This window comes from Roseibium aestuarii (assembly GCF_008477545.1).
GTDB lineage: Bacteria > Pseudomonadota > Alphaproteobacteria > Rhizobiales > Stappiaceae > Roseibium > Roseibium aestuarii.
In genome coordinates, this window is record NZ_VORA01000004.1 from 221,629 (window position 1) to 246,447 (window position 24,819).

Below are 24,819 nucleotides of genomic sequence, written 5' to 3' on the forward strand. Positions count from 1 at the left end.
GCACGTCGCGAGCCTGTCGTACTCAGAACGAACCGTCGCGCAGCCGCTGAGCAAGCTCGTTACGATCGCGAGGGCGGCGAGCCGCTGCTTCCAGCATCTGGCGTTGCACGTCATTGGCCTTCTCCGTGGTTTCAAGGCGCTCGGCCAGGCGTCCCGCTCGCTCCCCGGAGCGGCGCAGGGCCAGCAGGAACAGCAGGATCGCGAGGGCGGTGACGCCGTAGCGAAGCGTCGCGCGCGCCCATGCCGAACCGGCGAGCGTGGTGAGGAGCCCGGAGATCACCGCCGCCCCCGCTTCCAGTCATCGAGCCGAGCGTAGATCGTGACCGCGATCCCGCCGAGTGCCACGGCGATGAGCATCCAGCGCAGCGTGTCGAGATACGGCACCAGCGGCAGGATTGCGGATTGGGTCTCAGCGAGGACGCTCTGCGCGATTTCCACCCCGGCCGCGCCGACTGTCGCGACACCCGCCGCCCCGCCGCCCTTCATGGTGCGGCTTTCGGCCAGCACCTCGCGCGCGGGCGGCGTCTCCGCTGCGAATGCGGTCTCCCGGACCGGGAACCGCTCGCCCCACTGACGCGCGGGGCCGAGGTCGACATGGATGAAGCCCGACCGCGGGTAGAAGCCGAACCCGAGGAACCCAACCTCGCGCGCAGCCGCCTCGAACGCCACCGGGTCGTGGTTCGCCATGGCGATGTCGAAGGCGGCGCCCTCCATGTGCTTCGACCGGGTCGCGCCGCCGACGGCACGGTTGTGCTCGGGGCTGCGATAGGCCGAGCGGACGACCAGCGGCTTGCCCAATCGGTCGCGCAGCGATTGAAGCTTGTCGAGCGCCGCTTCGTTGATGAGCAGCTTGCCGGTGCCGCGGCAGGCGATCTCGGCCGGGCTGAAATTAGGCCAGCGCCAGCCGCTCTCCGGCACGTCGCGCCAATGGCTGTGGAAGGTCGTCGTCATGGGGTCCTCCGAAACGAAAAAACCCGCCACGAGGGCGGGTGCGGTTGGGCTGATGAAAGGGAATGGTGAGCGGCTACGGACCGCCGCCGAAGATCTTCAGCTTGATGGCGATGCCCGCGAGCAGCGCCAGCATGACTCCGGTGGTGATCATGCGAACGGCCGTCTGCATCGCGGTGCGGCGCACCAGGCGGATGCAGTCGACCAGGGAGCGCAGATCGCGGATGTCGAGCGCGGCCTCGTCGCCGTCGAGGCCGACATCGGCGAGCGCACGCTTCGCGCCTTCCTCCGCCGCCCGGGTCAGGATCGCCTCGAAATCGGCGTCGGGCATGCGCACGAAGCCCTCGGATCGGGGTGGTGTCATCGGATCCTCCTTCCGCCGCTCAGCCGATCTTGCAGCCCCAGAAAGACGTGTGATCGGCGGCGAAGTAGCCGTCCGCGACCCGGAAGTACCCCTGCAGCTCGACGGTATCGCCAGCGGTCAGCGAGACCACGGTCTGCAGCCAGATGGCAGTGGCGAGCGAGACATGGGTGGCAGAGATTTCGCCGAGGGAGCCGCGGATTTCGGTCGTGCCATTCAGCACCAGCCGCCCGCGCATGCGGGCCGTGGTGCTGGCGTTGACCTTGTACATGAGCGTCGCGCCAAAGAGGTAGGTGCCGTCGACTGGCGCCACGAAGCGGTTGTTCGTGGCGTCGAACGCCCCCTGATCGTTGTAGTCGGTATTGTTGAGGCCGATCTTCGTCCAGGTCCCGATGCCGACGTAATTGTCGTAGTTCGTGTACGCCTTGAAGCGCGGCAGCCGGGGCTGGTCGACGATGCCGTTGGCGTTGTCGACGCTGAGTCCGTCGAAGAAGGTGCTGCCATCGGCCGAGACCGCCAGCCGGAAGCGGTCGGAGCCGAATAGCCCCACCAGCGCCTTGGTCACGAAGCCGGTCTGCAGCGTGAGGCCGAGATCGTCGCCTGCGGCCTCCTTGTTCATGGTGTAGAACAGATCGCCGGTGCCACCCTCGGCCGCGGTCTTCGCCGTCCAGAGCGCGGCATTCAGCTTGGCCGAGAACGGGTTCGAGGCGTCGGCCGTGGTGCCGATCCCGAGCAGCGCGAGGTTCTGCAGCACGTCCGGTGTGGTCCCGACCCAACCCGCGCCGTCGTAGACCAGCAGCAGTCCGTCGTCCTCGACCCACGCCCGCCAGCCGGTGCGCGGCGGCAGGCGCAGCCAGGCCCCGTCGGTCCAGAGCGCGACGTTCAGGTCCCACCCCGCCCAGTCGCCCGTCGCGCCCGAGCCAACGATGTAACGGTCGCCATCTGCGGGGGACCCCGGCGGCGCGGTCAGGTTCCGGTCGAGGACGGAAAGCTGCACGAGCCCGTCGAGGATCCGCAGCGCCTCGTTGTGGGTGACGTGCTTCTGGGCCTGCGCCGCGAGGATGTAGGGCAGCAGGAGATGGGTGGTGGCGTCGGACATGGGAAAGCCTTCAGAACGTGAGCGTGGCGGTCTTGGGCGCGCCCCGCCCGACGAGGGCGGAGAGCTGGAAGATGCGGATACCGAGCGTGTCGCCAGGGCCGAGCGGTGCGCCCCAGTCAGCGGTCTGCTGGGCGGCGGTGTACACGGCGCTGGTGGTGGCCGTGCTCAGCACCCGCTTCACAGCAAGGCCGTCGAGGATCTCCACCTCGTAGGCTTCGAGCTCCTCGGCCAGCGGCACCTCGAGCCCGCCCCAGCTGTCGGCCGCGAGTGCCCGGGACCGGCGCGTCCAGCGGATGGCCAGGTCCCCGACAGTGCGCGGCGTGCGCCATGGCTGCTCGACATGGGCACCGGAGAACGGCCGCAGCCCGACGCCATCTGGGGTGAAGGACTGCGCGACATAGGTCTCGTCGCTGACCGGACGGCTCGCCGGGCCGACTCGCCAGTTCCACGGGATGCCGAGATCGGCCTCGGCGATGGGCAGCGAGGCGAGGCTGTCGTCGAGCACCACTACCCGAGCGCCGACGGGCGCGGGATTGCCCATGGCGCCTTCCGTGCCGCGCTGGCCGCGCAACAGCCGGGTCAGGCGATACCGGCCGGGCGCGAGCAGCTCGGCCGCGCCCGCCTGGACGATCTCCCAGACGCCGGGCGCGCTCTCTATGGCAAGCGCGTTCGCTCCGCTCAAGAGGGTCAGGTCCGTGACGCTCTCCAGCGTGCCGGTCAGCAGATCGACCACCAGCGCATTGCCGAGGTCGAAGCGCGACGTGGGGCCCGCGTAGAAGTCCGAGACCAGAGCTCCGAGCCGGGCGCGACTGCCGAACGTGGTCAACATCTCGAAGCCATCGGTCGAGGGACTGCGGAACACCGCCATCTCGCCCGGCCAGGGAACCGCGTGCGCAGCGACCAGCGGCCGATGCGCGGGCTGGTCCTCGGTCAGCTGCGGCAGGTCCATCAGCACCGCATCGGGCGCGCCGAACACTACCGCCCGCCTCAGCGACGCCGCGCGGGGATCGCCGGGTGGCAGATCGTGGGTCGCCCGGTCCTGGCGGACCGCCTCGATGCCGCGCGCCTCGGCGTCGGCGATGGAGACGAGCCGCAGATCGATCAGCCGCCCATCGTGCTGGAGCCGGATCGCGTCAGCCGGATCCAGCGCGAGGCGCGATGGCGGCAGTCGGAACGCCGCCGTCTCACGCCCAACCCACGCCTCCATCAGCGCGCGGCGGCAGCGCCGCTCGGCTTCCTCGGGCGGGACCGCCATGGGGAACGACTCGGACGCGATCCGGGTCGTGTCCACGGTGATCCGTCGCGCCTCGACGAGGGCCGCGTCGTAATCTTCGTCGGCACGGGCGACCTGCCATTTCAGCGCCTGCGGCAGTTCGGTTTCCTGGCCGCGCGTCAGCTCCAGCACGTCGCCCTCGCGGGCGGCGACCAGATCGTCGGGTGCGAGGGTGGCGACGGAGGCTCGCCCACGCATGACGAAGCGGATCACGCCCTCGGTCTCGACGGCATCGAAGCCGAAATGCCGCGACAGCGTGGTGATCGATGCCCGCGGGCTCTCGAGTGCGGTGATGGCGTAGCCTTCGACCGCGCCCCAGAGGCCGGTGACGTCGATGCGGTCCTCGGGCAGCCCGGCGCGCAGGCAGAGGTGGCGGACGAGCGCGGCCAACGACACCGCGCCGAGCCGCCCCGTCAGCCAGTGGCCGAGCCGCCAGTTCGCGCCGTCCGTCCAGACGTCGGTCAGCGCCGGAAAGAACGGATAGGGCCGTGCGTCCAAAGTCCAGGCGGCGCATTCGGGCACATGCACCATCCGCCCACCGTAGACCGAGGACACCGGGTTGTTCGCAGCCTCACCCCACCAGAGATACGTCGCCTCGAGATAGGCGCGCTGGATGGCGTCGTCCCGCCAGCCCCGCGAGAAATGCGGCGTAAAGCTCTCCGACGACTTCGGGTCGAAGAAGACGTTGGGCTGGTTCGTCCCCCGATCGATGGCGGGACAGCCGAGCTCAGTGAACCAGATCGGCTTCGACTCCGGCGCCCATGCCGTCGGCGTCCCGCTTTCCACTCCGCCCGGACGGTCGTAATGCGCGTTCGACCACCAGGCCCGCAGATCCTTGTAGCGGAAGACCCACGGCTTGCTCGCCGCACCATCGGTGATCGGGGTGCGTACCTGCGCGGAGCGATCCGCCGCGCTGGCGTAGAACCAGTCGAAGCCTTCCCCGCCCGCAATGTTCCCCTGCAGGTAGGCGCGGTCGTAGATCGCGGGCCAGCCCTCGGCCGCGTCCGCATGTTCGAACCCGTCGCGCCAATCCGACAGCGGCATGTAGTTGTCGATGCCGACGAAATCGATCTCCGGATCGGCCCAGAGCGGATCGAGGTGGAAGAATACGTCGCCCGATCCGTCGCCTGGCTGGTGCCCGAAATACTCGCTCCAGTCCGCCGCGTAGCCGATCCTCGTCCCGGACCCGAGGATGGACCGCACATCAGCGAGCAGATCCCGATAGGCCTGCACGGCGGGATAGCTGTTGGCGCCCGAGCGGATCGTGGTCAGCCCCGGCATCTCGGTACCGATGAGGAACGCATCGACCCCGCCCGCTGCGGCACAGAGATGGGCGTAGTGCAGCACCATGCGGCGCAGGCCCCAGTCGCCGGGCGTGCCGGTCCAGCTGACGCTCTCGCCCGAGACGCTGAAGCTCGCGGGCGTGGCCGCGCCGAACAGCGCCGCGACCTGGCTTGCGGCCGTTGCGGTCTTGTCCACGGACCCCGCGAAACCCGCAGCGGGAGAACAGGTGATCCGGCCGCGCCAGGGGAACGCGGGCTGACCGATCTCGGCGGCGTTGTCGGAATACGGGTTCGGCAGGCTGTTGCCGGGAGGGACGTCCATCAGGATGAACGGGTAGAAAGTGACGCGCAGCCCGCGGGCCTTCATCTCCCGGATCGCCTGCACCACCGCGAAGTCGGACGGGGTGCCGCCATAGACCGGGCGATCCTGGTCATCGCGGCTGACGAGGAAGGCGTTGGCGCGGCTCACGCCGTTCACCGACCAGCTGGCGGGCGTGGTCGACTTGGCGGACACCTCGACGCCCGGCCGGACCTTGCAGGAGCCCGCGCGCAGATCGTCGCCGAACCATGCCACGACGAGGCTGACGCTCTCGACCGCCGGGGCCATGGCCTGCAGCCGGTCCAGCGCCTCCACCATGTCGGTGGAGTCGGCCAGCGCGTTCAGGTTCTCGGGCACCGTCGCGCCGCCATCGGTCTTGCGGATCGCCTGCGTCGCATAGGTGAACTCGCCCGAGGCGGGGATCATGGTGACGGCGCGGGTCAGCCCCTCGGCGGTGTCGGGATCGGCGAGCGGGCGGAACACCTCGAAGGAGAGCTGTGGCAGGCGGTTGCCGTAGGTCGAGAGCGCCAGCTCCTCGAAGACGACATACGCGGTGCCGCGATAGGCAGGCGTGCTGGCCGCACCCATCTTCGCCGCGATGAACGGGTCCGCCGTCTGCGCCTCGTCGCCCGGATACCAGCGCCAGGTGACGCCGGAGAGGTCCATCGGCTTGCCGTCAGCCCAGATGCGGCCGATGCCGGTGATCGGTCCCTCGCAGAGCGCCACGGCGAAGCTGGCGTAGTACAGATACTCGGTCGTCTTGACCTTGCCGCCCCCGCCGCCCTTGCCGCCGCCCTGCGTGGTGGTCTTCGTCTCCTCGCGGAAATCCGTCGCCCAGATGATGTTGCCGCCCATGCGCATCCGGCCGTAGAGCCGGGGGATGACTGCGCCTTCGGTGGCCGAGGTGATGCGCAGCGTGTCGAGCCTCGCGCCCTCGATGCGCTGGGTGGGCGCCAGCGACGAGATGATCCAGCTGTCGACCACCGAGCCGATGCTGGAGCCGATGAAGCCGCCGATCGTTGCGGCACTGACGCCGAGGATTGCGCCGCCGATGCTGCCGCCAATGGCGGCGCCAGCGGCGCCGAGAACGAGGGTGGCCATGGTCGGAACTCAGCGTTGCGGGAAAAGGAAGGCGAAGGCGATGCGCCGCCGCCAGGATTGCGTGAGCGGTTCCTCGATCACGCCGAGCCGCTCGTAGGCGTGGAGGAAGCTGTCGGGGCCGGTCAGGATCCCGACATGCTTGGCGATGGCGCGGGGCTTCATGCGGAAGAGCACCAGCGCGCCAGGACTGGCCTCGGCAGGCGACACCTCGATCATCATGCGCCGCGCGCCCTCGGCCAGCACCTCGCGCGGCCCGGTCTCGCCCCAGTCGCGGCTGTAGGGCGGGATCGGGAACGGCTCGAGGCCGACGATCTCGCGCCAGATGCCCCGCGCGAGCCCGAGGCAGTCGCAGCCGACGCCGCGCAAGCTGGCCTGGTCGTGGTACGGCGTGCCGAGCCAGGACCGCGCGATGGCGATGACGCGGGCGGGATCGGCCGATGCGAGGGGTTGCGTCACAGCACGCCTCCCTCGTGCCCGCCATCCTTGGTGGCGTAGCGCAGGACGGCATCCTGGCCGGGGATGTGCGGGAAACCGCGGAAGTTTGCCGTGTTGGCGAATTTTGCGCCGCACGTCTCCATGCGCTTGTCGCAACCCGCACGGATGGTGAAGGCATCGTCTTCGGCGATCGCGCGCACCGGCGCCTCGAGCAGCGTCAGCACGGCGATGCCGTCCGCTACGTCATGGCCCAGCACCTCGGTGCGTCGTCCCGCGTTCGCGCCGCTCGTCCAGTCCAGCGTGCCGAAGCTGAACCAGCCGGAGGCGAAGCCGCCGAGGCCCGAGGCGGTGAATGCCCGGTCGCGCAAGAGATCGATGACGACACCCGAGCCCTTGTAGGCGGGGTCTTCCAGATCGACGCCGCAGCGCGCATCGCCGAGCGCGGCGTCGCAGGTCGCCTGGAAAGTCCGGCCGACCGTCTGGCCCAGCACATGCGCGAGCGAGCGCACCTCGGCGACGAAGGCCAGCCGCCCACGCCGGATCTGGCCGATGGCCCCGCGCCGCATCAACACGCGCTGGCCGGTGTCCGCCCAGTTCAAGCGCCAGACCTCGACCTCGGCATTGTCCCAGCGGCCGTCGAGGATGTCGGATTCGGTGATCCGGTCCGAGGTCAGCACGCCCTCGGCGTCCTGCGCGTCGACGGACAGGTCGGAGCCGGAGCGCACCTCGGAAGCCGTCAGCCCGCTCTCGGGTTCAAAGTCGGTGCCGTCGAAGCTCAGCGTCCGGTCGTGGTCGGTGAAGCCGAAGGTCACGCCATCGGCCCGGGTAATCCGCCAGCACCAGGCGAGCGTCGTCGTGCCCTCGTCGAGATGGGCCTGCAGGGCGGGAGCAAGGGACTTCATCGGCGCAGTTCCAGAAGCGGGATGGAGGTGATCGAGCCGAGCCGCTCGAGGTCGAGCGTCACGTCGAGCACGTCGGTGTCGAAACGGACCGGTACGTCGAATTCGAAGCCCACGGTGATCGCGACGCCGGAGCCCGGCGCCGCGCTGAAGGTGACGACGCCGGTCGTGGTGTCGACCGACCAGCCGGACAGCTGCTCGACGCCCGCCAGCGCGATGCCCACGGTTCCGGTCACTGGTTTGGCAATGGTGCGCGTCCAGGATTGCGCCCCGGAGGCGTAGCGCTTGACCAGCTGGAAGGCGGTCGTCGTGCCGTCGCCGTTGCCGATCGCCTGATCGGTCGGCGCTGGTGTGCCCGAAGGCAGGCAGGACTTGTGGTCGCCCCAGTCCTTGAAGCGGAAGCCATGGAGGCGACCATTCCGCGCCTCGAAGAAGGCGACCACGGCCGCCAGATCGTCCGCGCGGCGGATGCCGTAGGCCACATCGTAACGGCGGCGCGAGTTGGCCCAACTGGCGTTGCGTTCCTCGTCGCCCGAGGCGAGCTCGACGATTTGCGTGCGCCGTTCCGGCCCACCCCGCGCGCCGCGACTGATGTTGTCGGGAAACCGGACCTCGTGAAACGCCATTACATGCCTCTCCGCCCGAGCGACACGGCGCGGGCAATGTCGGCCGCGACCTGCGTGCGGGATTGCCGGAAGCTCTCGGCGTCGCGGGCCATGATGGTGACGTTGACGCTGCCGCCCGCGCCGTAGGTCTGGGCCTCCCGCCGCGACAGCACCCGCTCGCCGCGTTGCAGGATCGCGGGCACCTCGTCATGGCGCAGCCCCGCCATGCCGCCGCCATGCATCCGGGGCGCAGCGGCGAAGGCCATCGCCGGGACGATGCGTGACGGCCCAGCGGACCCGACCATCCCGCCCGCATGCAGGACGTTGGCGAAGATCCCGCCCGCACCAGCGAAGACACCGGAGAGCGCATTGGCGATCGGCCCGAGGATGAACCGCCGCGCCGCAAGCTGGGCGAGATCGGCCAAGAGCGAGGTGACGAGATCGCGGAAGTTCAGCTTGCCGGTCTTCACGAACTGGCCCACCGCGTTCTCCGCCGACTGGAAGGCGCCGACGAGGCTCTGGCCGATATCGCCGCCGATCTCGCGCGCCTTGCTGGCGTAGTCCGACAGCGCCGTTGTGACCGCCCGCCAACCGGTGACCGCCGCCTCGGTTGCGGGCTCCGCCGCAGCGGCGGCAGCCCCGGCCGCCGCGCCTGCACCTGTCGCGGCGCGTCCGGCATCGCCGAGCACCGTCTCCAGCCGCTCCGCCGCGCCGGTGGCCTCGGTCAGCGCATCCGCGCTCGCCTCATCGGTGCCCCGCACCGCATCCCGCAGCGCCTGCCAGCTTTCGAGGGGCGCACGGGCCCCTTCGGCCAGATCACGCGCGGCGCCCCGATAGACATTCGCGGACTCGAGCGCGCGGGCGGCCGCCTCGGTCAGGCCGAGATCGGGCGCGGAGAGCGGATTGTCCTCGAAGGCCCGGTCGAAGGCCGCCTGCGCCGCCGACGTCGCAGCACTGGCCGCGCCCGAGAAGCGGTTCTCGATCTCGCCGAGGTCGAGGTCGGGCACCAGCGAGATGCGCCGCTCCGACCCGAGCGCTTCCAGCCCCTGGTTGATGCCGCCGATGAATCCGTTGATGCGGGAGACCACGCCGTTCAGCATCGCCTCGACGCCGTCGACCAGGCTGTTGGCCGCCTGAAACGCGAGGTCGCCAATCGCGGCGGGCAGAAGGCCCCAGATCGCCTTGATCGCCTCGTAGGCGCCCTCGAACGTGTTCGCAGCCGTGTTGCCGAAGCCCACCACGCTCTCGATGGCGCTCTGCATGCCCGACGCCGCATCGGCCTTCAGGTCGAAGAACATCGCCGTGGCGGCTGCACCCGCTGCAGCAGCGCCCATCTTGATGCGTTCCCAGACCTCGACCGCGACGTCCTTCAGGAGCGACATCGCCTCACCGAACCCGCCCACGCCGGAGACGAGACGGGTGAACTGGAAGACAAGCTCGCCCGCGCCGACGATCAGCGCGCCGATGCCGGTGCGGATGAGCGCCCCACGCAGGACGACGAGCGCCGTGGCGAGGCCGCGCACGGAGAGCGCCGCGGCGGCCATGCCAGCCACCCAACGTCCCGCGAGGAAGGCCGCGAAGGTGGCGGCATAGGTGGCCAGGCGACCGATATTGTCGAAGAGGCCGCGGATCGCGATGCCGAGCGGCCCGCTGCGGCTGGCGACAGCCGCCATGGCGTTGGCGACCGCTTCCAGCGCGGGGGCTGCTGCGACCGCCAGCTGGTTCGACAGCCCGCGCCAGATCAGCCCCAGCCGGGAGATTGCATCGTTCGTCCGCTCGATCTGGTCGGCGTCCTGCTCGGAGACGACGACGCCGAAGGCAAGCACGTCCTCCGTCGCCTGGCGCAGCGTCGCGGTGTCGATCCGCGACATGGCGATGGAGCCTTCCTCGCCGAAGAGCTGACCCGCGACAGCGGCGCGCTCGGCGACGGGCACGAAGCTCTCGATGGCGGCGTTGATCGCACCCACACGCTGGTCCAGCGGCAGCGCGATCAGCTCGTTGGCCGAGAGCCCCAGCCGGTCGAGCGCGTCGGCGGCGGGACCGGTCCCGGCGGCCGCCTGGCTGAGACGGCGGGTCAGGTCCTTCGTCGCCTGCTCAATGCCGGACATGGAAACGCCCGCCAGCTCGCCCGCGCGCTCCAGCGTCTGGATCGAGGCGACCGTGGTCCCCAGCGACTGCGCCAGCTTCGCCTGCGCATCGACGGTCTGCAGCCCGGAGCGGATCATCGCCACGCCGGCAGCCGTGGCGGCAGCGACCGCAGCTGCAGCCGCCACGCGCACTCGGCGCGAGAAAGCCGCGAGCCGGGCGTTCGCCGCCTCCATCTCCCGGCTCAGCCGTCCGAAGCCGCGCGACCCGGCTTCGCCGACACCTTCCAGCTCGGCGCGCACCTGCCGTCCACCCACGGCCGCGAGGCGGACGCTGACTCTCTTCTCAGCCATGGGACTGTTCCATCTGTTCGTTGAGCTTGGCCACCATCACCGCCTCGATCACGGGCAGCAGTTCTGCCATTGCGAGCGGGGGCACGCCGAGCGCGTCACCGAGCGCCAGCGCCGCCGACATGTCCCAGCCGATCACCGCGCCGGGCAACACACGCAGTTGGCCGCCGAGGCGGCCGACCAGGTCCCAGACCTGCCAACCCTCCGGCGTTTCCGGACGGTTCAGCCGCGCCGGGCAGTCCGGGCAGGCTTGCGCGCAGGCTTCGCAGTATCGCTCGCCCCCGCCGAAGGACCATTCGGCGAGAGCGCGGAGACGTTTTTTTCCTGTTCCAGCAGCAGGCCCTTCGAGACGTAGGTTAGCTGGAAGGCCTCGAAGATCGGCCAGACGTCGAGCAGCGCGTCGATGGCCTCGGGGCTGGGGTCGATAGCGTTGCCGTCGGCGTCGCCGATGCCCTCCCACGCGAGCACCGCTCGTCGTGCCAGCGCCTTGGCGAAGGCGACGGCGCGCTCCTCGTCCGAGGCCTCCTCAGGCACGGCCTCGACGGCAGGATCGCTGCGCGTCGCCACCATCAGCGCCGTGGTCAGCGGGCGCAGCTGCACCCGGACGCCAGGGGCAAGGTCATGCCAGCGAGGGGCGTTGGTCAGGTCGAGCGTGAGCATCAATACCTCTCCACTTCATTCACGAGGGTCGCCGTGCACATCCGTCCGACGACGCTGTCGCGAGCGGCCTGCCAGTCGAAGGTGGCCTGCACGCCCTGCGGCCCGGAAATCTCGATGCGCGGGCGCGGCAGGTAGACGGCGTGCACGGTGAAGGTGAAGCTCTCGCCCGACGGCAGGACGTAGGCGAATTCCATCTCGCAGGCCTCGCCATTGATCGCCTGCGTCACAAGCGTCTGGTCGGCGAACCGAACCTCGATCCGGCCAGTCAGCGCGGCGATGGACGGGTCCGCCCCGTCGATGCGCCCGTCCGAGCGGATGGTCTCGATCCGGTCGAGGTTGTTGGCATAGGTGATCTCGGCCGAGACCACATTGCCGAGGGCGGTCCCGTTCCGGGTGATCGACCCGTTGAAATGGCCGAAGCGCTTCAGCTCCAGCGCGGCGGGCGTTCCGGCGCTGGTCGTGGTGCCCACCGTCTCTCCCTGCGCCACCAACCGCGCGGTGGCGGTCAGGAGCCCCGAACGCTGCATCTGCCAGGTGATCTGGTCGAGCACGCAGCCGGAATACATCGCGTATCGCGGCACCTCCGGCATGCCGGTCTCGATCGACATCGAGGGCAGCGTCCAGGACCCCGACTGGAATTCGTGGCTGTAGGGCGCCTCTGCGCCCGTGGTCGTCGGCGCGCCGAAGGCCGCCTTCAGCCAGAAGCCGAAGGCCTCGGCGTCGAGCGGCACCACGACATCACCGTCCGCCGTCACCGCGTCCTTGATCGGCGCCAGCGGATCGCGGCCGTACCCGAGAAGCTCCGAGTTCAGCAGCGGCTGCTCCGCCCCCAGCGAGGTGCTGGCAAAGGGCATGCGGGTGAAGCCGCTCGCCGGCGGCGTTCCATAGGTCGTCTCGAACGCAAGCGCCATCAGCGCCCGCGCCCCCTGGGCTCGTGCCATGGTGTTCTCCTCGGGTTGTAGGGGTCAGGTCAGCGGGTCGGCCGTGGAATAGTGCAGCACCACCGGGAGCACCGCGGCCTTTAGGCTGGCCGCGCCCTCGACCGGCAGATCGACCGGGCGCGGCGCTTCGGCCTCGATCCAGTCGCAGAGGCCGCCCAGCGTGCGGTCGGCGGCGAGCGCGGCGCCGATGCTGGCGGTGAGCGTGTCGAAGGCGGCGTCACGGTCGGGGCCCTGCACGACCGCCTCGATCTCGGCGCGATGCTGGTAGTGGTAGCGTAGCGGCGAGAGCGTCACCTCGGGCTCGCCCGGCTCGCCGTCGCGCAGGATCAGCAGGCCCTCGGCGGGCACGCGCTCGGGCAGCACGTCGCCGCGGAGCGCGGTCGCGGGTAGCTCCGAGAGCCGCGCGTGCAGCGCCACGAGGATGGTTTCGCGAGGAGTGGGCATGTTTCCGTCTTCGTGTGGAACCGACAAAAAGGTCAGAGAAGGTCGCCGAAGCTTGCGATCTTCAGTCTGAACCGGTGGTTCGCTGCCCAGTCGTCCTTGATGGCGTCGGCCTCCTCGATGGTCAGAAGGCCTTCGACAATCATCTGAACTGTCAGGTCGACGGTCCCGAGAACCACGAGACCGCCATTGATGCGACGCGCTTCGTTCGCTGCGCGCCTGTCGTCCAGTGCGAGACCGGCGCCGATCGAAATGGCGTGTGCGATGGTGGCGCTTTCACCGATGCCGAGGCGTTGCGTGCCAGTCAGTTGCCCGAACATCTCCAAGGCAGCGTCGTCCTCCACGCGGCAGACTTCGCAGCATCCTGCGGCAACCGCGGCTTCGAAGCGGGCCAGCTGGTCCAAATACACATCGGTTATTTCGCCAGCAGCATGGTCTGTGACCAGGAACTGTGTAGACAAATCCCGGATGAGATCCATCCGGTCAATCCGGAGGAAGTTCACCAGCACAGACGTGTCTGTAACGAGGAGAATGGGTGGCGGCGCAGGCATTGTGGGCGTCATTCGGCTCGCGCTGCTTCCGCAAGCTCAAGCAGCTTGCGCCCGTCAACGCCGACGCTCTTGCCCACATCGAGAAGTCGTCCACGGGAGATTTCGCCGAGCCGATACGCCTCGAGCGCCAGATGAGCCACGCGGCCCCGAAGCTCACGGGTTCCTCTCTTGCCACTCACCGGCTCCTCGAGATCCTCGAACAGGTCCAATGCGCGCAGATAGTCTCTCCCGGCCTCCTCCTGCTCGGATGACAGAAGCAGGACGCTCTCCGGTTGATTGATGTAGCGAAGGCTCTTCAGACGATAGACCGCCGCCTGATAGCTCACTCCAAACCTGTGCGCGATGAAAGCGACGTCCTGAAAGCCGATCGTCTGGGAGCGCGGCGCCGGACGCAGCTGGCCCTGAATGCTGCCGCCGGTCGCAACATCGAAGACGATCTGATCGGTGCGCGCCGGTTGGCCCTTCCCGAGCTGGCGCAGTTCCTCTTCGAGGCCCGCTTCGGGAAGCAGGAAGGCGGCGGCGAAAGCATTCGCGCGCTGTTCGATCCTTTCGCGGCTGTTGTCCGCGCTGCTGACGCCGACGACCCTGTTCCGATCCATGAGGGCGTGCGCGTACTCGTGCGCCAGCGAGAAGCGCTGGCGGGCGCGTACATGGCCCGAATTCACGAGCACTGCCATGCCGATGCTCGGATGATGCAGGAACAAGCCAGACATGGTGTGCGGGAGATCGACGACCGATGCCCAAATTCCCTGATCGCCGAGCAATTCCGTCACGTCGGCAATCGGGGCGCTTCCAAGCTCAAGTCGCCTTCGTTCCTGCTCAGCCACACGCTCGCCCTGAGCGACAGCTTCCCCGGTCGATCTCGGCACGGGCTCACGATATGCTGGTGGCCCATCACGCTCCTCGCGCCCCAGCAAGATCTCCAGGCTGACACCTTCGCGGCAGATTTGCACGCAGCGGTCCACCTCGATCCGCACCTCCGGATCTGCGTCGAGCCCGGGGGCAATTCGATGCAGCGCCACGACGACATCTTCTTCGGCGTCCGGCACGTCCGCGAGAAACCAACTGACAGGGCGACGATAGAGATCCGCTAGGCGCGCAAGTTCCATGGTGGACACTGCGCGGTTCCCTCCTTCGATCTGAGTGACGGCCGTGCGGGGAAGGCCAAGCGCTTCGGCAGCGTCGGCCTGACTGATTGATGCGAGTTCTCGTGCCTCCCTCAGTCGACGAGACATTTCGGTGCGGTTCATGATGGGTTCCTCGGTGTGCGTGTCGGGCTTCTCCCGGCCCCCACGTGGGGACAAGATAGGCTGATCGCACTATAACGTCAAATTCTTACTTGAACGTTCGACTACCGCACACCACATCATGGCCATGCCACCGAAAGGAGGTGATGGGCATGGCAGGCAAGAACCAGCACGTGGTTCGGCGCGAGGACGGCTGGGCAGTTCTCGGCGCCGGCAACAGCCGCGACACGGCGCGCTACGACACGCAGGCTGAGGCAATCGACCGGGCCACCGAGATTGCGCGAAACCAGCAGAGCGAAGTTCTGATCCACGGGCGTGACGGTCGGATCCGCGAGCGCAATAGCTACGGAAACGACCCTTTCCCGCCCCGCGGCTAAGAACGGCGCGGAGGACCCTCGGGGCCCTCCGCGCACCCGCTTGTTTTCAAATCCGCTCCTCCAACCAATTCGCCACGATCAGCCCCGGCACGCTGTCAAACGCCCGGTCCGCGTCCCGCGCCAGATCCAGCCTCTTCGGCAGCTTGACCTGCGGCACCAGCAGGAAGATCGGGGCGGTGACCTTGCCGCGTCCGGTCTTTGAGCGCGACACCACTGCCTGGCCCTTCGTGTTCAGGCGGCCCTCGGCCACCAGCAGGCTCGGACCCGTCCGGCGATATACGAAGCGCAGGCGCAGCCCGCGTCGCCGTTCCCATTCGCCGGGGGTGATCCGGCCGCCGCGCAGGGACTTGCCTGCGGCGGGCAGCGGGATCGCCAGCCAGAACCCATTCTTCGAGCGGATCAGCGGCCCCGTGTCATGCGCGCCGATGATTACCGGAGCCTTGGACCAGACGAGAGCTGCCGCGTCGAGGCTCTCGCCCGACCTCGGGAAGTTCTGGCTCCGGATCGAGTTGGCGAGCCGTGTGCCAAGCCCCGCGCCGGTGATCTGCAATCGCCACGCCGACTTCAATCCGGTACCGGCCTCGCGCATGGCGGCGGTCACGGCGCGTTCGCCCGCCGCGACCTCGGCCGCCATCATCGCGACGATGTCGGGATCGATGTCGACCTTCAGTTTCACGCGGGCCTCAGATCGACAGTCCAGACCAGCCGCTCACGATCGCGAACGGGCTCACCCTGAATGAGGAAGGCGTCGCCATCGATCTCGATGCGGTCGCCGGGGCGCGGGTTCGCCACCTCGGCCACGCGCAGGTCGATCCTCGTTGTCACGGACCAGAGCCGCGCATCGCCGAAGTCGGTGATGGCATCCGCGCGCCGGGCGACGACGCGCACCAGAACGGGCGCGCCGCCATCGGCGATGTAGACCGCATCCCGGCCGACGTTCGGATCGGCGAAGAGCGCGCCGACGGCGGCGGCGAAGGCGCTCATCAGAACGTCGCGTTCAACCGAACCCGGCCGATGGTGTCGCCCGCGCCGCTCGCCACCGCCTCAACCGCCACGCCGATGAGAGTGTTGTCTGTCGCGACCGTGGTGCAGCGCTTGTTGGTGTCGTCCCAATAGACCTTGGCGCCCACGGTCCAGGCCTGGGAGCCTGCCTTGGTGATGTCGAACACGCCGACGAGCGCGGTCTCGACGGGCTCGCCGAGGGCGGCGTCCCCGGCGGCGACGCCGAAGATGGAGCCGACAAGCAGGCCATCGCCGGAGGCTACGGCATAGGGCGCGGTGAGGGTGATGGTGTTGCCGGGCTGGACGTAGTTTTTCATGGGGAGGATCCTTTTGGAATGACGAAGGGCGGCCCGATGGGACCGCCCGCATTTCAGGGTTCAGCATGTTGGGGTGCTGGTTACGCGCCCGGGTTCTTGTAGAGGCCGCGCCAGTCGATGGCCTTCGCGCCGAAGTCGAGGCGGCACTTGATCTCGACACCGTCGACATCGAATCCGTTGCGGGTCTCGATATACGCACCCTGCTGGCCCTCAAGATAAGCGTACTCGATGGTGTCGATCTGGTTCGGGCTGGCCGCCAGATACCAGGCGGTCTCGCTGGCGGCGTCGAGCCGCGGTTCGCTGATCGGCGCGAGCGTCCGGATCGACTGCGGCACGACGTTGCCGCTCTGGGCAGGCACCAGGTTCTGGGCGACCAGCTGCTCGGCCTTCAGTTCCAGCGAGGCGGGCACGATCAGGAAGGCGGGCCGCACGTTCAGCACGGTCTTCTTGTCGAGACCCGTTTGCTTCGCCATCGCAGCCCGTGCCGCACCGACACTTGTCACATCGAGCGCCGCGCCAGTCCCGGCGAGGTTCTTGTGCGTGCTGTGGAACAGCGCGTTGCCGTCGGCCATCGCAGGGTTCGCGGTGATGATGCCCCAGACCACGTCCGACTCCAGCTGGGCGATGGAGTTGCCGTACATCGCCGGGATCCGGGTGAAGGCGTCGAGATCGTCGTTGATCAGCGTCTGGCGGGTGATCGCGACCACCCGGCCATAGGTCTTCACCTTGTAGCTCTCCTTCGACTCCCCGAGCGTGCCGCGCTTGAACTCGCCGCTCTCGCCGACCTCGAGAAGCTGCGGTGCCTCGCCGAGCTGCACCCGGTGCATCGCCTTGAAGTCGGTGGCGAGCACCTGGCGGCAGAACAGCATGAAGGTGCGGGGATAGGCCTCGTAGGCCTGCCGCAGGGTCTTGTTGGTGACGGCCGAGAGGATCTCGGGGAAGTCCGAGGTCGAGTGCAGGGCCCGCGTCGCCACCTCGTCACGCGACAGGCCGCGGGTGTTCACCCCGGCATTGCCGAGGCTTTCGCGGGCGAGCTCCAGCAGGGTCATGCCGCGATACTGCCGGGCGGCGTCCTCCAGCTGGAACAGTGTCGGGCTGTAGCGGTGCAGCAGCGCGTTCGCCACCGCGTCCCGGCGGGTGATGCGCTCGTCACGGCCGCCGAGGGGGACCGAGACATGCGGGAAGGTCCGGGTCTCGTCGGACTTGGCGGCGACCTGATCGAGGATCAGGCGGCGGGACTCGTCCACGCTGACGCCGCGCTTGACCAGGTCCTCGGCAAAGCCGCGCTCGAGGTTCAGGCGACCGGCCAGATCGTAGATGGTCGAGACGCGGTCGCGCTCGGCCTCGCGCGCGCGGGTGGCGACCGCTTCGGTGTCGGGCGCTGCGGGAGTGTCGGTCGTCTGAAGCTTCGGCTGCGCGCGGGTTTCACTGGCGGCGACCTTCGGGTCGGGCGCAGCCGCTTTCGGCTCGGTCATGGGGGTGTCCTCGGTTTCGACCGGCGCGGTCGGCTGGGTGTTGGTGGGGGTTGCGGCGTCGCTCGCCGTGGTCTGGGTCTTGTCCGTCATCGGGGGTGCTCCTTGCGGTGTGGGGGCGTCCCGGCGGTGGAGGACGCAGTCGTGAAGAGGATGCTGGGCGCGGAAACCGGCGGCGGGGTCGGCGCCGACCGCGACGGCGGAGACCTCGAATGGGGTCCAGTCCACCGCGCGCCAAAGCTCGCGGGCGGCCTCGGGCTTCGAGACCTCGAAGCGGTGGACCTGGTAGCCGATGGAGACGGCGCGGATGTGCCCGGCCTGGATGTCGCGCCAGATCGGCTCGACATCGGCGCGCTCGCTGATCCGGACCAGCGCGATACCGCGCCCGTCCTCGATTCGCGCCGAGCCCGGCACGACCGAGCCGATCACCGCGTCGAGCGTGTCGAGTTCGTGCACCTTCAGGAAAGGCGCACCCGCGTTCAGCCGCTCGAGCCGGACATGGGCGGGGTCGAGGCTCAGTTCCTCGTCATAGGGCTCGCCGAAGAAGGTCGCGCGGCGGACGCGGGCCCCCGCCGACCAGACCACCTCGACGGTGCGGCTGTCGGCATCGGCGGTGTTCGGCGCAAGCTCCGCCGACCGGCGCATGGCCGGCAGTTCGATCATCGTGTCCATGGGGTCAGTCCTGTTGGTCGGCCTGCGCCGGGTCTGTTTCCGCGTCGGCGGAGGAGTCGTCGGTATCCGGTTCGTTGTCGGCGGGATCGGTCGTCGGATCGCTCGTCTGGGCGCTGCCGGTTTTTGTGACACGGCGCGGATCGCTGTCGAGCACCAGCCCCAGCGCATCCAGCTTGGCGTTGGTCGCTGCGATCTCGGCCAGCACCGCGTCCGGGTTGCGGCCCTGCCGCGCGATCACCTCGGCCAGCGTCATGGTGCCCGAGCGGATCGACAGCAGGTTCGCCATCGCATCCTTCTGCGGATCGACCGCCTCGAACTTCGGCGGCGACCATTCGACCGGGACCGTCGGCGACGGGATCTGGCCCGCGGCCCATGCGGCTTCTGTGAACCAGCGCCACACCGGCGCGCAGAACATCGGGATGAAGAGCTGCCACTGCACGGCGTCGATCTGGCGGCGGAACTCCACGAGCCCCGCCCGGATCGAGGAATAGTTGACCTGGCTGAGATCGCCGGTCAGCAGCTCGTAGGGCACGCGGAACCCGGCCGAGATCGTGTGCAGGCTCGCCCGCTTGTACTCGCCGTAGCCCCCGGTGGCGGAGGGCTGGTTGAACCGGATGTCCTTGCCGCCGCGGGCATAGGCGATCAGCCCCGGCTCGAACTGCTCGACCCGGTTCCCGTCGGCATCGACCACGGAGGGCGCGATGCCCTGCTGCGCCTCGTCGTCACCGAAGACGATGGCGGTGACGCAGGCCTCGGTCTTCTTGCGGACGAGTTCCGCCACCTCGTAATCGTCGAGATCACGCAGACTGCGGATCACCGGCGCGCCCCAGGGAACGCCGCGCGCCTGCGTGCGCTGCTTCTCGTAGACATGGGCGATCTCGGTCGCGGGGACCGGGCGGCTCTGCAACCCGTTCTGCAAGGCGCCATAGGCATCGCCCGGATGTTCGGAATGGAGCCAATAGGCCCGGCGCTTGCCGACCGGATCGAACTCGATCCCCTGGACCAGTCGCCCCGCGCCGATGGCGCCGGATTTCGTGGCGTCGAGGAAGTCGGCCTCCAGAACCTGCAATTGCAGCGGCACCGGGAGCCCGTCCGAGGATCGCCGCAGACGGCGGCGCACCAGAACTTCGCCCGCCTCGACCATCTCCCGGCAGATCAGCGTCTGCAGCCCGTAGAAGTCGAGCTGGCCATCGGCGTCGCACTCCGCCGTCCAGCGTTCGAACAGGGCATCGACCTTCCGATCGAGCTTGTCGTCGCCGCTGGCGGCGCGGGGCATGATGCCCGCGCCGATGATGTTGTTCACCAGCACCGCCACGGCCTTGGCCGCATGCGGGTTGTTGCGCACCAGATCGCGCATCCGGTCGCGCAAGAGCGCCCCGGCGACGCCGATCTCGGTGTCGGCGGAGGATCCCGGCGCCCGCCAGCCCTCGGTCCGCCGCCCGCGCGCGGCGCCGTCATAGCCCCGCGTCAGGGTCTCGAAGGCCTGCCGCGCCATCACGCGGCGGGCCGCCATGCGCGGTGCCACCGTGGCGATGGCGTGGTCGAACCAGGTCGCCGACATCAGCGATCCCCGCGCGAGAAGCCCGCGAGCCCGGCTACCGGCAGCGGCCGCGTGGTCCCGGCGATGGCGCGCTCGATGGTCCGGATGCGGGCCAACAGATCCTCGGCCGAGCCATAGTCCACCGACTTGCCGTCATAGCTGACCCGGGTCGTGCCGCTGGCATAGGCCCGGCGCAGCGCCGAGAGCTCGGTTTCCGTCCAGTCGGTCATCTTCAGAACCATCCTCCGCGCCGCCCGAGCCAGTCGGAGCGGCGCTTGCCCTGCGGGGCCTGTCCCGGCCGGTTGATCTGTCCGGCGGGATCGGTGTCGGTGGGGGCCGCCCCGAGCTGATCCTCGAGGTCGCGCCATTTCTCGTCGGGCCAGCGATCCGCGCCGGCGATCCAGGCGGCGGCGCGGGCGTAGACCCGGCAGTCCAGCGCCTCGTTGCGTTCACGCAGCTTCTGCCATTCCAGCCGGGCGAAGCCGCGCTTCGTGCGCACCGTCACCAGCTGCTCGGCGACGAACTGCTTCAGCCATTCGTTCTCGACCCAATGCGGCAGATGCACAGAGCCGGGCGGGAATGCCGCCCCATCGGCCGTCTCTTCTTCGGTCGGACGTGCCAGCCGCAGGAACCGGTAGGTCTCGGCCTTGAAGGTCGACACCGCCACGGTCCAGAGCCGCGCCCCGCGCCGCAGACGTTTGCCGCCCTCGGTCGCGTCGACGAAGGTCGGCCCCGACACCGGGCTCGAGCGGTTGAACCCCTCGACGCCCTTGACCGGCGACACCTGCGCGAACCCCTGCGCTCGCGACCAGGAATAGACCGCCGGGGCCTCGTAGCCCGTATCGATGGCGAGCCGCGCGATGCGCAGATGCGCGCCGCGTTCATGCGGCCAGGACCGGTCGAGCAGCGCGGTCAGCTCTGACCACGCGTCGTGCCGCTCGGGACCGCCCTCGATGACGACATGATCGACGAGCCAGCTTTCGAGCCCACGCCCCCATGCCCAGATATCGACCTCGATCCGGTCCTTCTGGACGTCGGCGCCTGCGGTCAGGAACAGCCCGCCAGCAGGCACTGTGCCAGATGTCCAGCGCTCGCGGCGGTCGTAGAGCCGCTGCCAGTCCGGAGCTTCGCCGGTCTCGACCCAGGTCTCGCCGAGGATCGTATTGCGGAACGCCTTGATCGCCTCGTCCGACCCCTGCGCCGCGTCCCAAGCCCGCACGATCCGCTCCCAGCTCAGCCAGCCGATCGGCGAATAGAGCGCCGAGAGGTGATACCCGACCGTGGTCGGATCGGCGGCCGTGGCGGTCGCGCGCCATTCGCCGCCCTCCAGCATGGCCGTCTTGTGGTGTTCCGCGATGGGCGTCTCGCAGCCCTCGCAATGATACTTCGCCGTCTCCGGGCGGCCCTTCTGCCAGCGCAGCCGGTCGAACTTCAGCCACTGCATCGCGCCGCAATGCGGGCACGGCACGAAGAACCGGCGCTGGTCGCTGGCCTCGTACTCGCGCTCGATCCGGCTCAGCCCCCGGATCGTGGGCGTCGAGACTAGCAGCACCTTGCGCCGGTGCGCGAAGGTCAGCGACCGGGCCTCGGCCAGCGTGACCGGATCGCCCTCCTCGTCGGCCGAGGCGGGATAGGCGTCGACTTCGTCGAGGAAGATGTACCGCGCCGGTGTGGACCGCAGCCCGACCGCCGAGTTGGCCCCCGTCATGATCAGGATGCCGCCCGCGAACTCCTTGGACAGCATCGTGTTGCCGGCGTCGCGCGAGCGCGCGGGTTTGACCCGCTCCCGCAGCTCGGGGCTCTCGTCGATCAGCGGGTCGATCCGCTGGCGCGAGTTGCGCTTGGCCAGTTCCACGGTCGGCTGGACCGCCAGCATCGGCCCCGGCGCCTGGTGGATTGCGAACCCGATCCAGTTGTTGCCCGCCTCGGTCGCGCCGACCTGCGCCGCCTTCATGAACACGATGCGCTGCGTGGGATCGCCGGGCGAAAGCCGGTCCATGATCTCGCGCATGTAGGGCGTGCGGACCGTGCGGTATCGCCCGGGCTCGGCCGAGGCGCGGCCCGAGAGCATCCGGTGCCGGTCCGCCCATTCCGAGACGGTCAGGTCCGGGTCGGGCCGCAACCCGCTGCCCCAGGCGCGCAGGATCTCGCCCGCGCCGTCGAAGTCCGTCAGTGCGTCATCATCACCTGAAGTCGGGCCGGACCTCGGCGAGTTCGTCGAGGTGGGCGCGTACATGTTTCTCCAGCACCTTCTGCATCGCGGCTGGCTCCATGGTGATCTGCTGACCCGTCGCGTCGCTGGATGCCGCCGATAGCTCGGCCGCCATCAGCGCCGCCGCGCGCGCAGGCCAGGTCACCCATGCGTCCCGTTCCTCCCGCGCCAGCCGGAACACCAGCGCCAGCGCGCGGGCCCGCTCGATCAACTCCCCCTTCAGCTTCTGGAGCCGGATGCGCCGCTCCTGCGCCTTCAGCACCTCGTTCGCGGTCTTGGCCTGCAGGAAGGTCGTGCCGCCGCCGACCGCCGGCATCGCCAGACCCTGTTCTCGGAGTGTGTCGCCGACGGCAGCCACGGCAGCCTCGGGGACGGGCTTCAGCTTCGGCGCGGGCGGCTTCCTCGTCTTCGACGGGTCGGTCGTCTCGGCGCGCCGCGCGTTGCTCGCGGCCGCGTTGATGCTGCCGTCGGGATAGAGGACCAGTCGCTCGGCCGCCTTCGCCTTCTGGATCGCGCCCCGCGACAGCCCGACATGCGCCGCGTACTGGCGCTCGCTCATGCCCTGCATCAACGGCTCCGATTATCATTCAAGATCATGTGCTTATCTAGTTGATAAGCCTGCGCACCGGAGCGAACGTCCTTTCAGAAAGACGATGCAACTCACCACGGAGCCACCACGATGACCACCCGCCTGAACCCGATCACCACCCCGCGCCACGAACTCCGCGCCGAGAAGGCGCGCCGGAACAAGGAGGCGGCACTCGCCGCCTTCATCGGCAAGAAAGCCGAGATCGACGAGATGCTCGCCCGCCTGCAGGCGCTCAGCGACGACCATTTCAACTGCGCCCCCGACGAGGCGGGCTGGGCGATGGTCGGCACCCTCGAACACTACGCCAGCCTCCTGAAGCGCATCACCGACAGCGCCTTCGGAGAGGGCGAACACGCCCGCTGATCTCCGGCAACGCCGGAACTCCCGCCGCGCGCCCTGCGCGGCTCGGGGTCGTAGAAGGCGCCGCATGACGCGGGCCCGAACACGGAGACGACCCCATGACCAAGCTTTCCGATACCCAAGCCATCATTCTCAGCGCCGCCGCACAGCGCGAAGACCACATCGCCCTGCCGCTGCCTGAAAGCCTGCGCGGCGGAGCCGCCGCCAAGGTGGTCGGCGCGATGCTCGCCAAGGGCTTCCTCGAAGAGGTCGACGTCGACACGCGCAAGGGCGAGCCCGTCTGGCGCGACACCGGAGACGGCCACGGCGTCACGCTGGTCGCCACCGACGCAGGCCTCGCCGCCATCGGCATCGAGCCCGAGGACGCGAACCCCGCGCCTGTGGGCGCGACGGACGCGCCTTCCGAGGAGCCTGCGCCGGAGGCCCCCACCGAACCGAAGGCTGCGCCCAAGACGCGCACGCCGCGCGAGGGCACCAAGCAGGCCACGCTGATCGCCATGCTGCGCGCGCCGGACGGCGCGACCATCGAGGAGATCATGGCCGCGACGGGCTGGCAGTCGCACACGGTGCGTGGCGCGATGGCCGGGGCGCTGAAGAAGAAACTCGGGCTCGAAGTGACCTCGGAGAAGGTCGAGAACCGGGGGCGCGTGTACAAGCTCCCTGCCGCCTGACGCACCGGACCCCGACAAGTCGATGGCCGCCGTCCCTCCGGGGCGGCGGTCGATCATTTGGCGTTCCGCATCCGAATGGCCTCGAACACCCGCCGCAGGGCGAAGGACCGCGCGATCGACACGATGGTGAAGATGGCGCCCATCTTCAGGTTCTGCGCCAGCGTCGTGTGCAGCCCGAAGACCGGGAAGATCAGGATCTGCGTCACGACGGCGACGCCGTAGCCGACCGCCACGTTTGCGACGGACTCGACCAGCGACATGAGGCGGGACTGCTTCATGCCGCTGCCTCATCCATCGGCCAGCAGTTCAGCCGCCAGAGTTCGCAGCGCATGCGCCGCAACCAGTGGGACCACGCCGTTGCCACAGAGGCGAAGCCGGTCCACCCGGTGGGCCAGCCCATCAGCGCCTCGACGAACAGCGGGTTCAAGGTCCGGCGTGGCTCGGAGGTATCGCTCCCAGCCATCGGCGTCACCAGGACCTGGCGGCCAAGCAGGCCGTTCACCGGGGTGTTCGCCAGCGTCGTAGCCCCGTCCTTGTGATCCCGTGCCGTCGGCGTCATCCACATCTGACTGGCATGGGTAAGATCTGCCGTCCGGCGATTGCCCGCGCTCGGCTTGTTTCCGTCCGTTGCCATCGGCGTCGGCCAATCCCGCGCCATCCGGTCCAGACCCTTCTCGTCGCGCCTGTCGCCACCTCGGCTGCGAAAGCTGTCGATCTGCGGGGTCGGCCAGAGCGCGGCCGTCGTCGCAAGGTTCATCCCGTGCTGGCCAGCGGCCTGCGACGGTGTCGGTTTCGTCTGCCGGTTCTCGTTGGCGCTTGCACGGGGCGTCGGCCAGAGCCGCAGCAGTTCCGTCCTGTTCCCGCCACTCGACCGGATGCCAGAGCAGGCGCGCGGGGTCGGCCAGCTCGTCTCCTTCGCGGATGGCGAGGATGAAGAGCCGCTCGCGCTTGTGCGGCGCGCCGACTTCCGCCGCCGTGAAGAGGCCTGCCGCAAGGCGGTAGCCCATGC

The 24,819-nt window shown here is 69.2% G+C and carries 29 protein-coding genes; 4 read left to right on the forward strand and 25 right to left on the reverse strand.

What is annotated here, in order from left to right; translation table 11 throughout:
• Nucleotides 1-22: 22 nt before the first annotated feature.
• The 15 genes from FR728_RS15365 to FR728_RS15430 form a co-directional block, all read right to left on the reverse strand.
• Nucleotides 23-280, reverse strand: a complete 258-nt coding sequence (locus FR728_RS15365; protein ID WP_149893611.1) for a hypothetical protein — start codon at nt 278-280, stop codon at nt 23-25.
• The gene (locus FR728_RS15370; protein WP_149893612.1) at nt 277-951 is read right to left on the reverse strand and encodes a YcbK family protein; all 675 of its coding nucleotides are present in this window, start codon (nt 949-951) and stop codon (nt 277-279) included. Before FR728_RS15370 ends, FR728_RS15365 begins: the two co-directional genes overlap by 4 nt.
• Nucleotides 952-1,024: 73 nt before the next feature.
• Nucleotides 1,025-1,312 carry a DUF6127 family protein gene (locus FR728_RS15375; protein ID WP_149893613.1) on the reverse strand — a complete coding sequence of 96 codons (288 nt, stop codon included), beginning with the start codon at nt 1,310-1,312 and terminating at the stop codon, nt 1,025-1,027.
• A gap of 19 nt (nt 1,313-1,331) precedes the next feature.
• Nucleotides 1,332-2,408, reverse strand: coding sequence for a DUF2793 domain-containing protein (locus FR728_RS15380; protein WP_149893614.1), 1,077 nt, complete (start codon nt 2,406-2,408; stop codon nt 1,332-1,334).
• Between the two features lie 10 nt (nt 2,409-2,418).
• Nucleotides 2,419-6,384 carry a baseplate multidomain protein megatron gene (locus FR728_RS15385; protein WP_149893615.1) on the reverse strand — a complete coding sequence of 1,322 codons (3,966 nt, stop codon included), beginning with the start codon at nt 6,382-6,384 and terminating at the stop codon, nt 2,419-2,421.
• Between the two features lie 9 nt (nt 6,385-6,393).
• Nucleotides 6,394-6,840: an NlpC/P60 family protein gene (locus FR728_RS15390; protein ID WP_149893616.1), complete on the reverse strand. Its 447-nt coding sequence runs from the start codon at nt 6,838-6,840 to the stop codon at nt 6,394-6,396.
• Nucleotides 6,837-7,721 carry a DUF2163 domain-containing protein gene (locus FR728_RS15395; RefSeq protein ID WP_149893617.1) on the reverse strand — a complete coding sequence of 295 codons (885 nt, stop codon included), beginning with the start codon at nt 7,719-7,721 and terminating at the stop codon, nt 6,837-6,839. Before FR728_RS15395 ends, FR728_RS15390 begins: the two co-directional genes overlap by 4 nt.
• Nucleotides 7,718-8,344: a DUF2460 domain-containing protein gene (locus tag FR728_RS15400; RefSeq protein ID WP_149893618.1), complete on the reverse strand. Its 627-nt coding sequence runs from the start codon at nt 8,342-8,344 to the stop codon at nt 7,718-7,720. Before FR728_RS15400 ends, FR728_RS15395 begins: the two co-directional genes overlap by 4 nt.
• The gene (locus tag FR728_RS15405; RefSeq protein ID WP_149893619.1) at nt 8,344-10,761 is read right to left on the reverse strand and encodes a phage tail tape measure C-terminal domain-containing protein; all 2,418 of its coding nucleotides are present in this window, start codon (nt 10,759-10,761) and stop codon (nt 8,344-8,346) included. The genes FR728_RS15400 and FR728_RS15405 overlap by 1 nt, the downstream gene beginning before the upstream one ends.
• Nucleotides 10,754-10,882, reverse strand: a complete 129-nt coding sequence (locus FR728_RS19725) for a DUF7697 family protein (RefSeq protein ID WP_280115349.1) — start codon at nt 10,880-10,882, stop codon at nt 10,754-10,756. The genes FR728_RS15405 and FR728_RS19725 overlap by 8 nt, the downstream gene beginning before the upstream one ends.
• A 98-nt stretch (nt 10,883-10,980) precedes the next feature.
• On the reverse strand, nt 10,981-11,418 hold the full coding sequence (locus FR728_RS15410) for a hypothetical protein (RefSeq protein ID WP_149893620.1): 438 nt from the start codon (nt 11,416-11,418) through the stop codon (nt 10,981-10,983).
• Nucleotides 11,418-12,359, reverse strand: coding sequence for a phage tail tube protein (locus tag FR728_RS15415; RefSeq protein ID WP_149893621.1), 942 nt, complete (start codon nt 12,357-12,359; stop codon nt 11,418-11,420). The genes FR728_RS15410 and FR728_RS15415 overlap by 1 nt, the downstream gene beginning before the upstream one ends.
• 24 nt (nt 12,360-12,383) lie before the next feature.
• Nucleotides 12,384-12,803: an acyl-CoA transferase gene (locus FR728_RS15420; RefSeq protein ID WP_149893622.1), complete on the reverse strand. Its 420-nt coding sequence runs from the start codon at nt 12,801-12,803 to the stop codon at nt 12,384-12,386.
• A gap of 32 nt (nt 12,804-12,835) precedes the next feature.
• A complete protein-coding gene (locus FR728_RS15425; RefSeq protein WP_149893623.1) occupies nt 12,836-13,363 on the reverse strand; it encodes a PIN domain-containing protein in 528 nt (175 codons plus the stop codon).
• The gene (locus tag FR728_RS15430) at nt 13,360-14,601 is read right to left on the reverse strand and encodes a helix-turn-helix domain-containing protein (RefSeq protein ID WP_149893624.1); all 1,242 of its coding nucleotides are present in this window, start codon (nt 14,599-14,601) and stop codon (nt 13,360-13,362) included. The genes FR728_RS15425 and FR728_RS15430 overlap by 4 nt, the downstream gene beginning before the upstream one ends.
• A gap of 149 nt (nt 14,602-14,750) precedes the next feature.
• Here FR728_RS15430 and FR728_RS15435 point away from each other — a divergent pair, with 149 nt between their 5' ends.
• The gene (locus FR728_RS15435; RefSeq protein WP_149893625.1) at nt 14,751-14,975 is read left to right on the forward strand and encodes a DUF2188 domain-containing protein; all 225 of its coding nucleotides are present in this window, start codon (nt 14,751-14,753) and stop codon (nt 14,973-14,975) included.
• 46 nt (nt 14,976-15,021) lie between these two features.
• On the opposite strand, the gene FR728_RS15440 is transcribed toward FR728_RS15435, so the two are convergent.
• The 8 genes from FR728_RS15440 to FR728_RS15475 form a co-directional block, all read right to left on the reverse strand.
• The gene (locus tag FR728_RS15440; RefSeq protein WP_149893626.1) at nt 15,022-15,651 is read right to left on the reverse strand and encodes a DUF6441 family protein; all 630 of its coding nucleotides are present in this window, start codon (nt 15,649-15,651) and stop codon (nt 15,022-15,024) included.
• Nucleotides 15,648-15,959: a head-tail joining protein gene (locus FR728_RS15445; RefSeq protein WP_149893627.1), complete on the reverse strand. Its 312-nt coding sequence runs from the start codon at nt 15,957-15,959 to the stop codon at nt 15,648-15,650. The genes FR728_RS15440 and FR728_RS15445 overlap by 4 nt, the downstream gene beginning before the upstream one ends.
• Complete coding sequence (locus tag FR728_RS15450; protein WP_149893628.1) at nt 15,959-16,294, reverse strand: DUF2190 family protein; 336 nt, start codon at nt 16,292-16,294, stop codon at nt 15,959-15,961. Before FR728_RS15450 ends, FR728_RS15445 begins: the two co-directional genes overlap by 1 nt.
• A gap of 80 nt (nt 16,295-16,374) precedes the next feature.
• The gene (locus FR728_RS15455) at nt 16,375-18,438 is read right to left on the reverse strand and encodes a prohead protease/major capsid protein fusion protein (protein ID WP_149893629.1); all 2,064 of its coding nucleotides are present in this window, start codon (nt 18,436-18,438) and stop codon (nt 16,375-16,377) included.
• A 4-nt stretch (nt 18,439-18,442) separates the two neighbouring features.
• Nucleotides 18,443-19,999, reverse strand: coding sequence for a phage portal protein (locus FR728_RS15460; RefSeq protein ID WP_149893630.1), 1,557 nt, complete (start codon nt 19,997-19,999; stop codon nt 18,443-18,445).
• Nucleotides 19,999-20,208 carry a phage head-tail joining protein gene (locus FR728_RS15465; RefSeq protein ID WP_028030714.1) on the reverse strand — a complete coding sequence of 70 codons (210 nt, stop codon included), beginning with the start codon at nt 20,206-20,208 and terminating at the stop codon, nt 19,999-20,001. The genes FR728_RS15460 and FR728_RS15465 overlap by 1 nt, the downstream gene beginning before the upstream one ends.
• A gap of 2 nt (nt 20,209-20,210) precedes the next feature.
• Entirely contained in the window at nt 20,211-22,214 is a 2,004-nt protein-coding gene (locus FR728_RS15470; protein ID WP_149893631.1) for a phage terminase large subunit family protein, read from the reverse strand.
• The gene (locus FR728_RS15475) at nt 22,162-22,749 is read right to left on the reverse strand and encodes a hypothetical protein (RefSeq protein WP_244304677.1); all 588 of its coding nucleotides are present in this window, start codon (nt 22,747-22,749) and stop codon (nt 22,162-22,164) included. The genes FR728_RS15470 and FR728_RS15475 overlap by 53 nt, the downstream gene beginning before the upstream one ends.
• A gap of 120 nt (nt 22,750-22,869) precedes the next feature.
• Here FR728_RS15475 and FR728_RS15480 point away from each other — a divergent pair, with 120 nt between their 5' ends.
• Entirely contained in the window at nt 22,870-23,142 is a 273-nt protein-coding gene (locus tag FR728_RS15480) for a hypothetical protein (protein ID WP_036751164.1), read from the forward strand.
• Between the two features lie 95 nt (nt 23,143-23,237).
• Nucleotides 23,238-23,810: a DUF3489 domain-containing protein gene (locus FR728_RS15485; protein ID WP_149893633.1), complete on the forward strand. Its 573-nt coding sequence runs from the start codon at nt 23,238-23,240 to the stop codon at nt 23,808-23,810.
• Between the two features lie 53 nt (nt 23,811-23,863).
• Here the strand turns inward: FR728_RS15485 and FR728_RS15490 are convergent, their stop codons facing one another.
• Both FR728_RS15490 and FR728_RS15495 read right to left on the reverse strand, forming a co-directional pair.
• Nucleotides 23,864-24,088: a DUF7220 family protein gene (locus tag FR728_RS15490; RefSeq protein ID WP_149893634.1), complete on the reverse strand. Its 225-nt coding sequence runs from the start codon at nt 24,086-24,088 to the stop codon at nt 23,864-23,866.
• Nucleotides 24,085-24,567, reverse strand: coding sequence for a hypothetical protein (locus tag FR728_RS15495; protein WP_244304682.1), 483 nt, complete (start codon nt 24,565-24,567; stop codon nt 24,085-24,087). The genes FR728_RS15490 and FR728_RS15495 overlap by 4 nt, the downstream gene beginning before the upstream one ends.
• Nucleotides 24,568-24,619: 52 nt before the next feature.
• Between FR728_RS15495 and FR728_RS19755 the strand changes: the two genes are divergently transcribed.
• Nucleotides 24,620-24,819 (forward strand): hypothetical protein (locus FR728_RS19755; protein WP_341872938.1); only part of this gene is annotated, 200 nt, incomplete at its 3' end.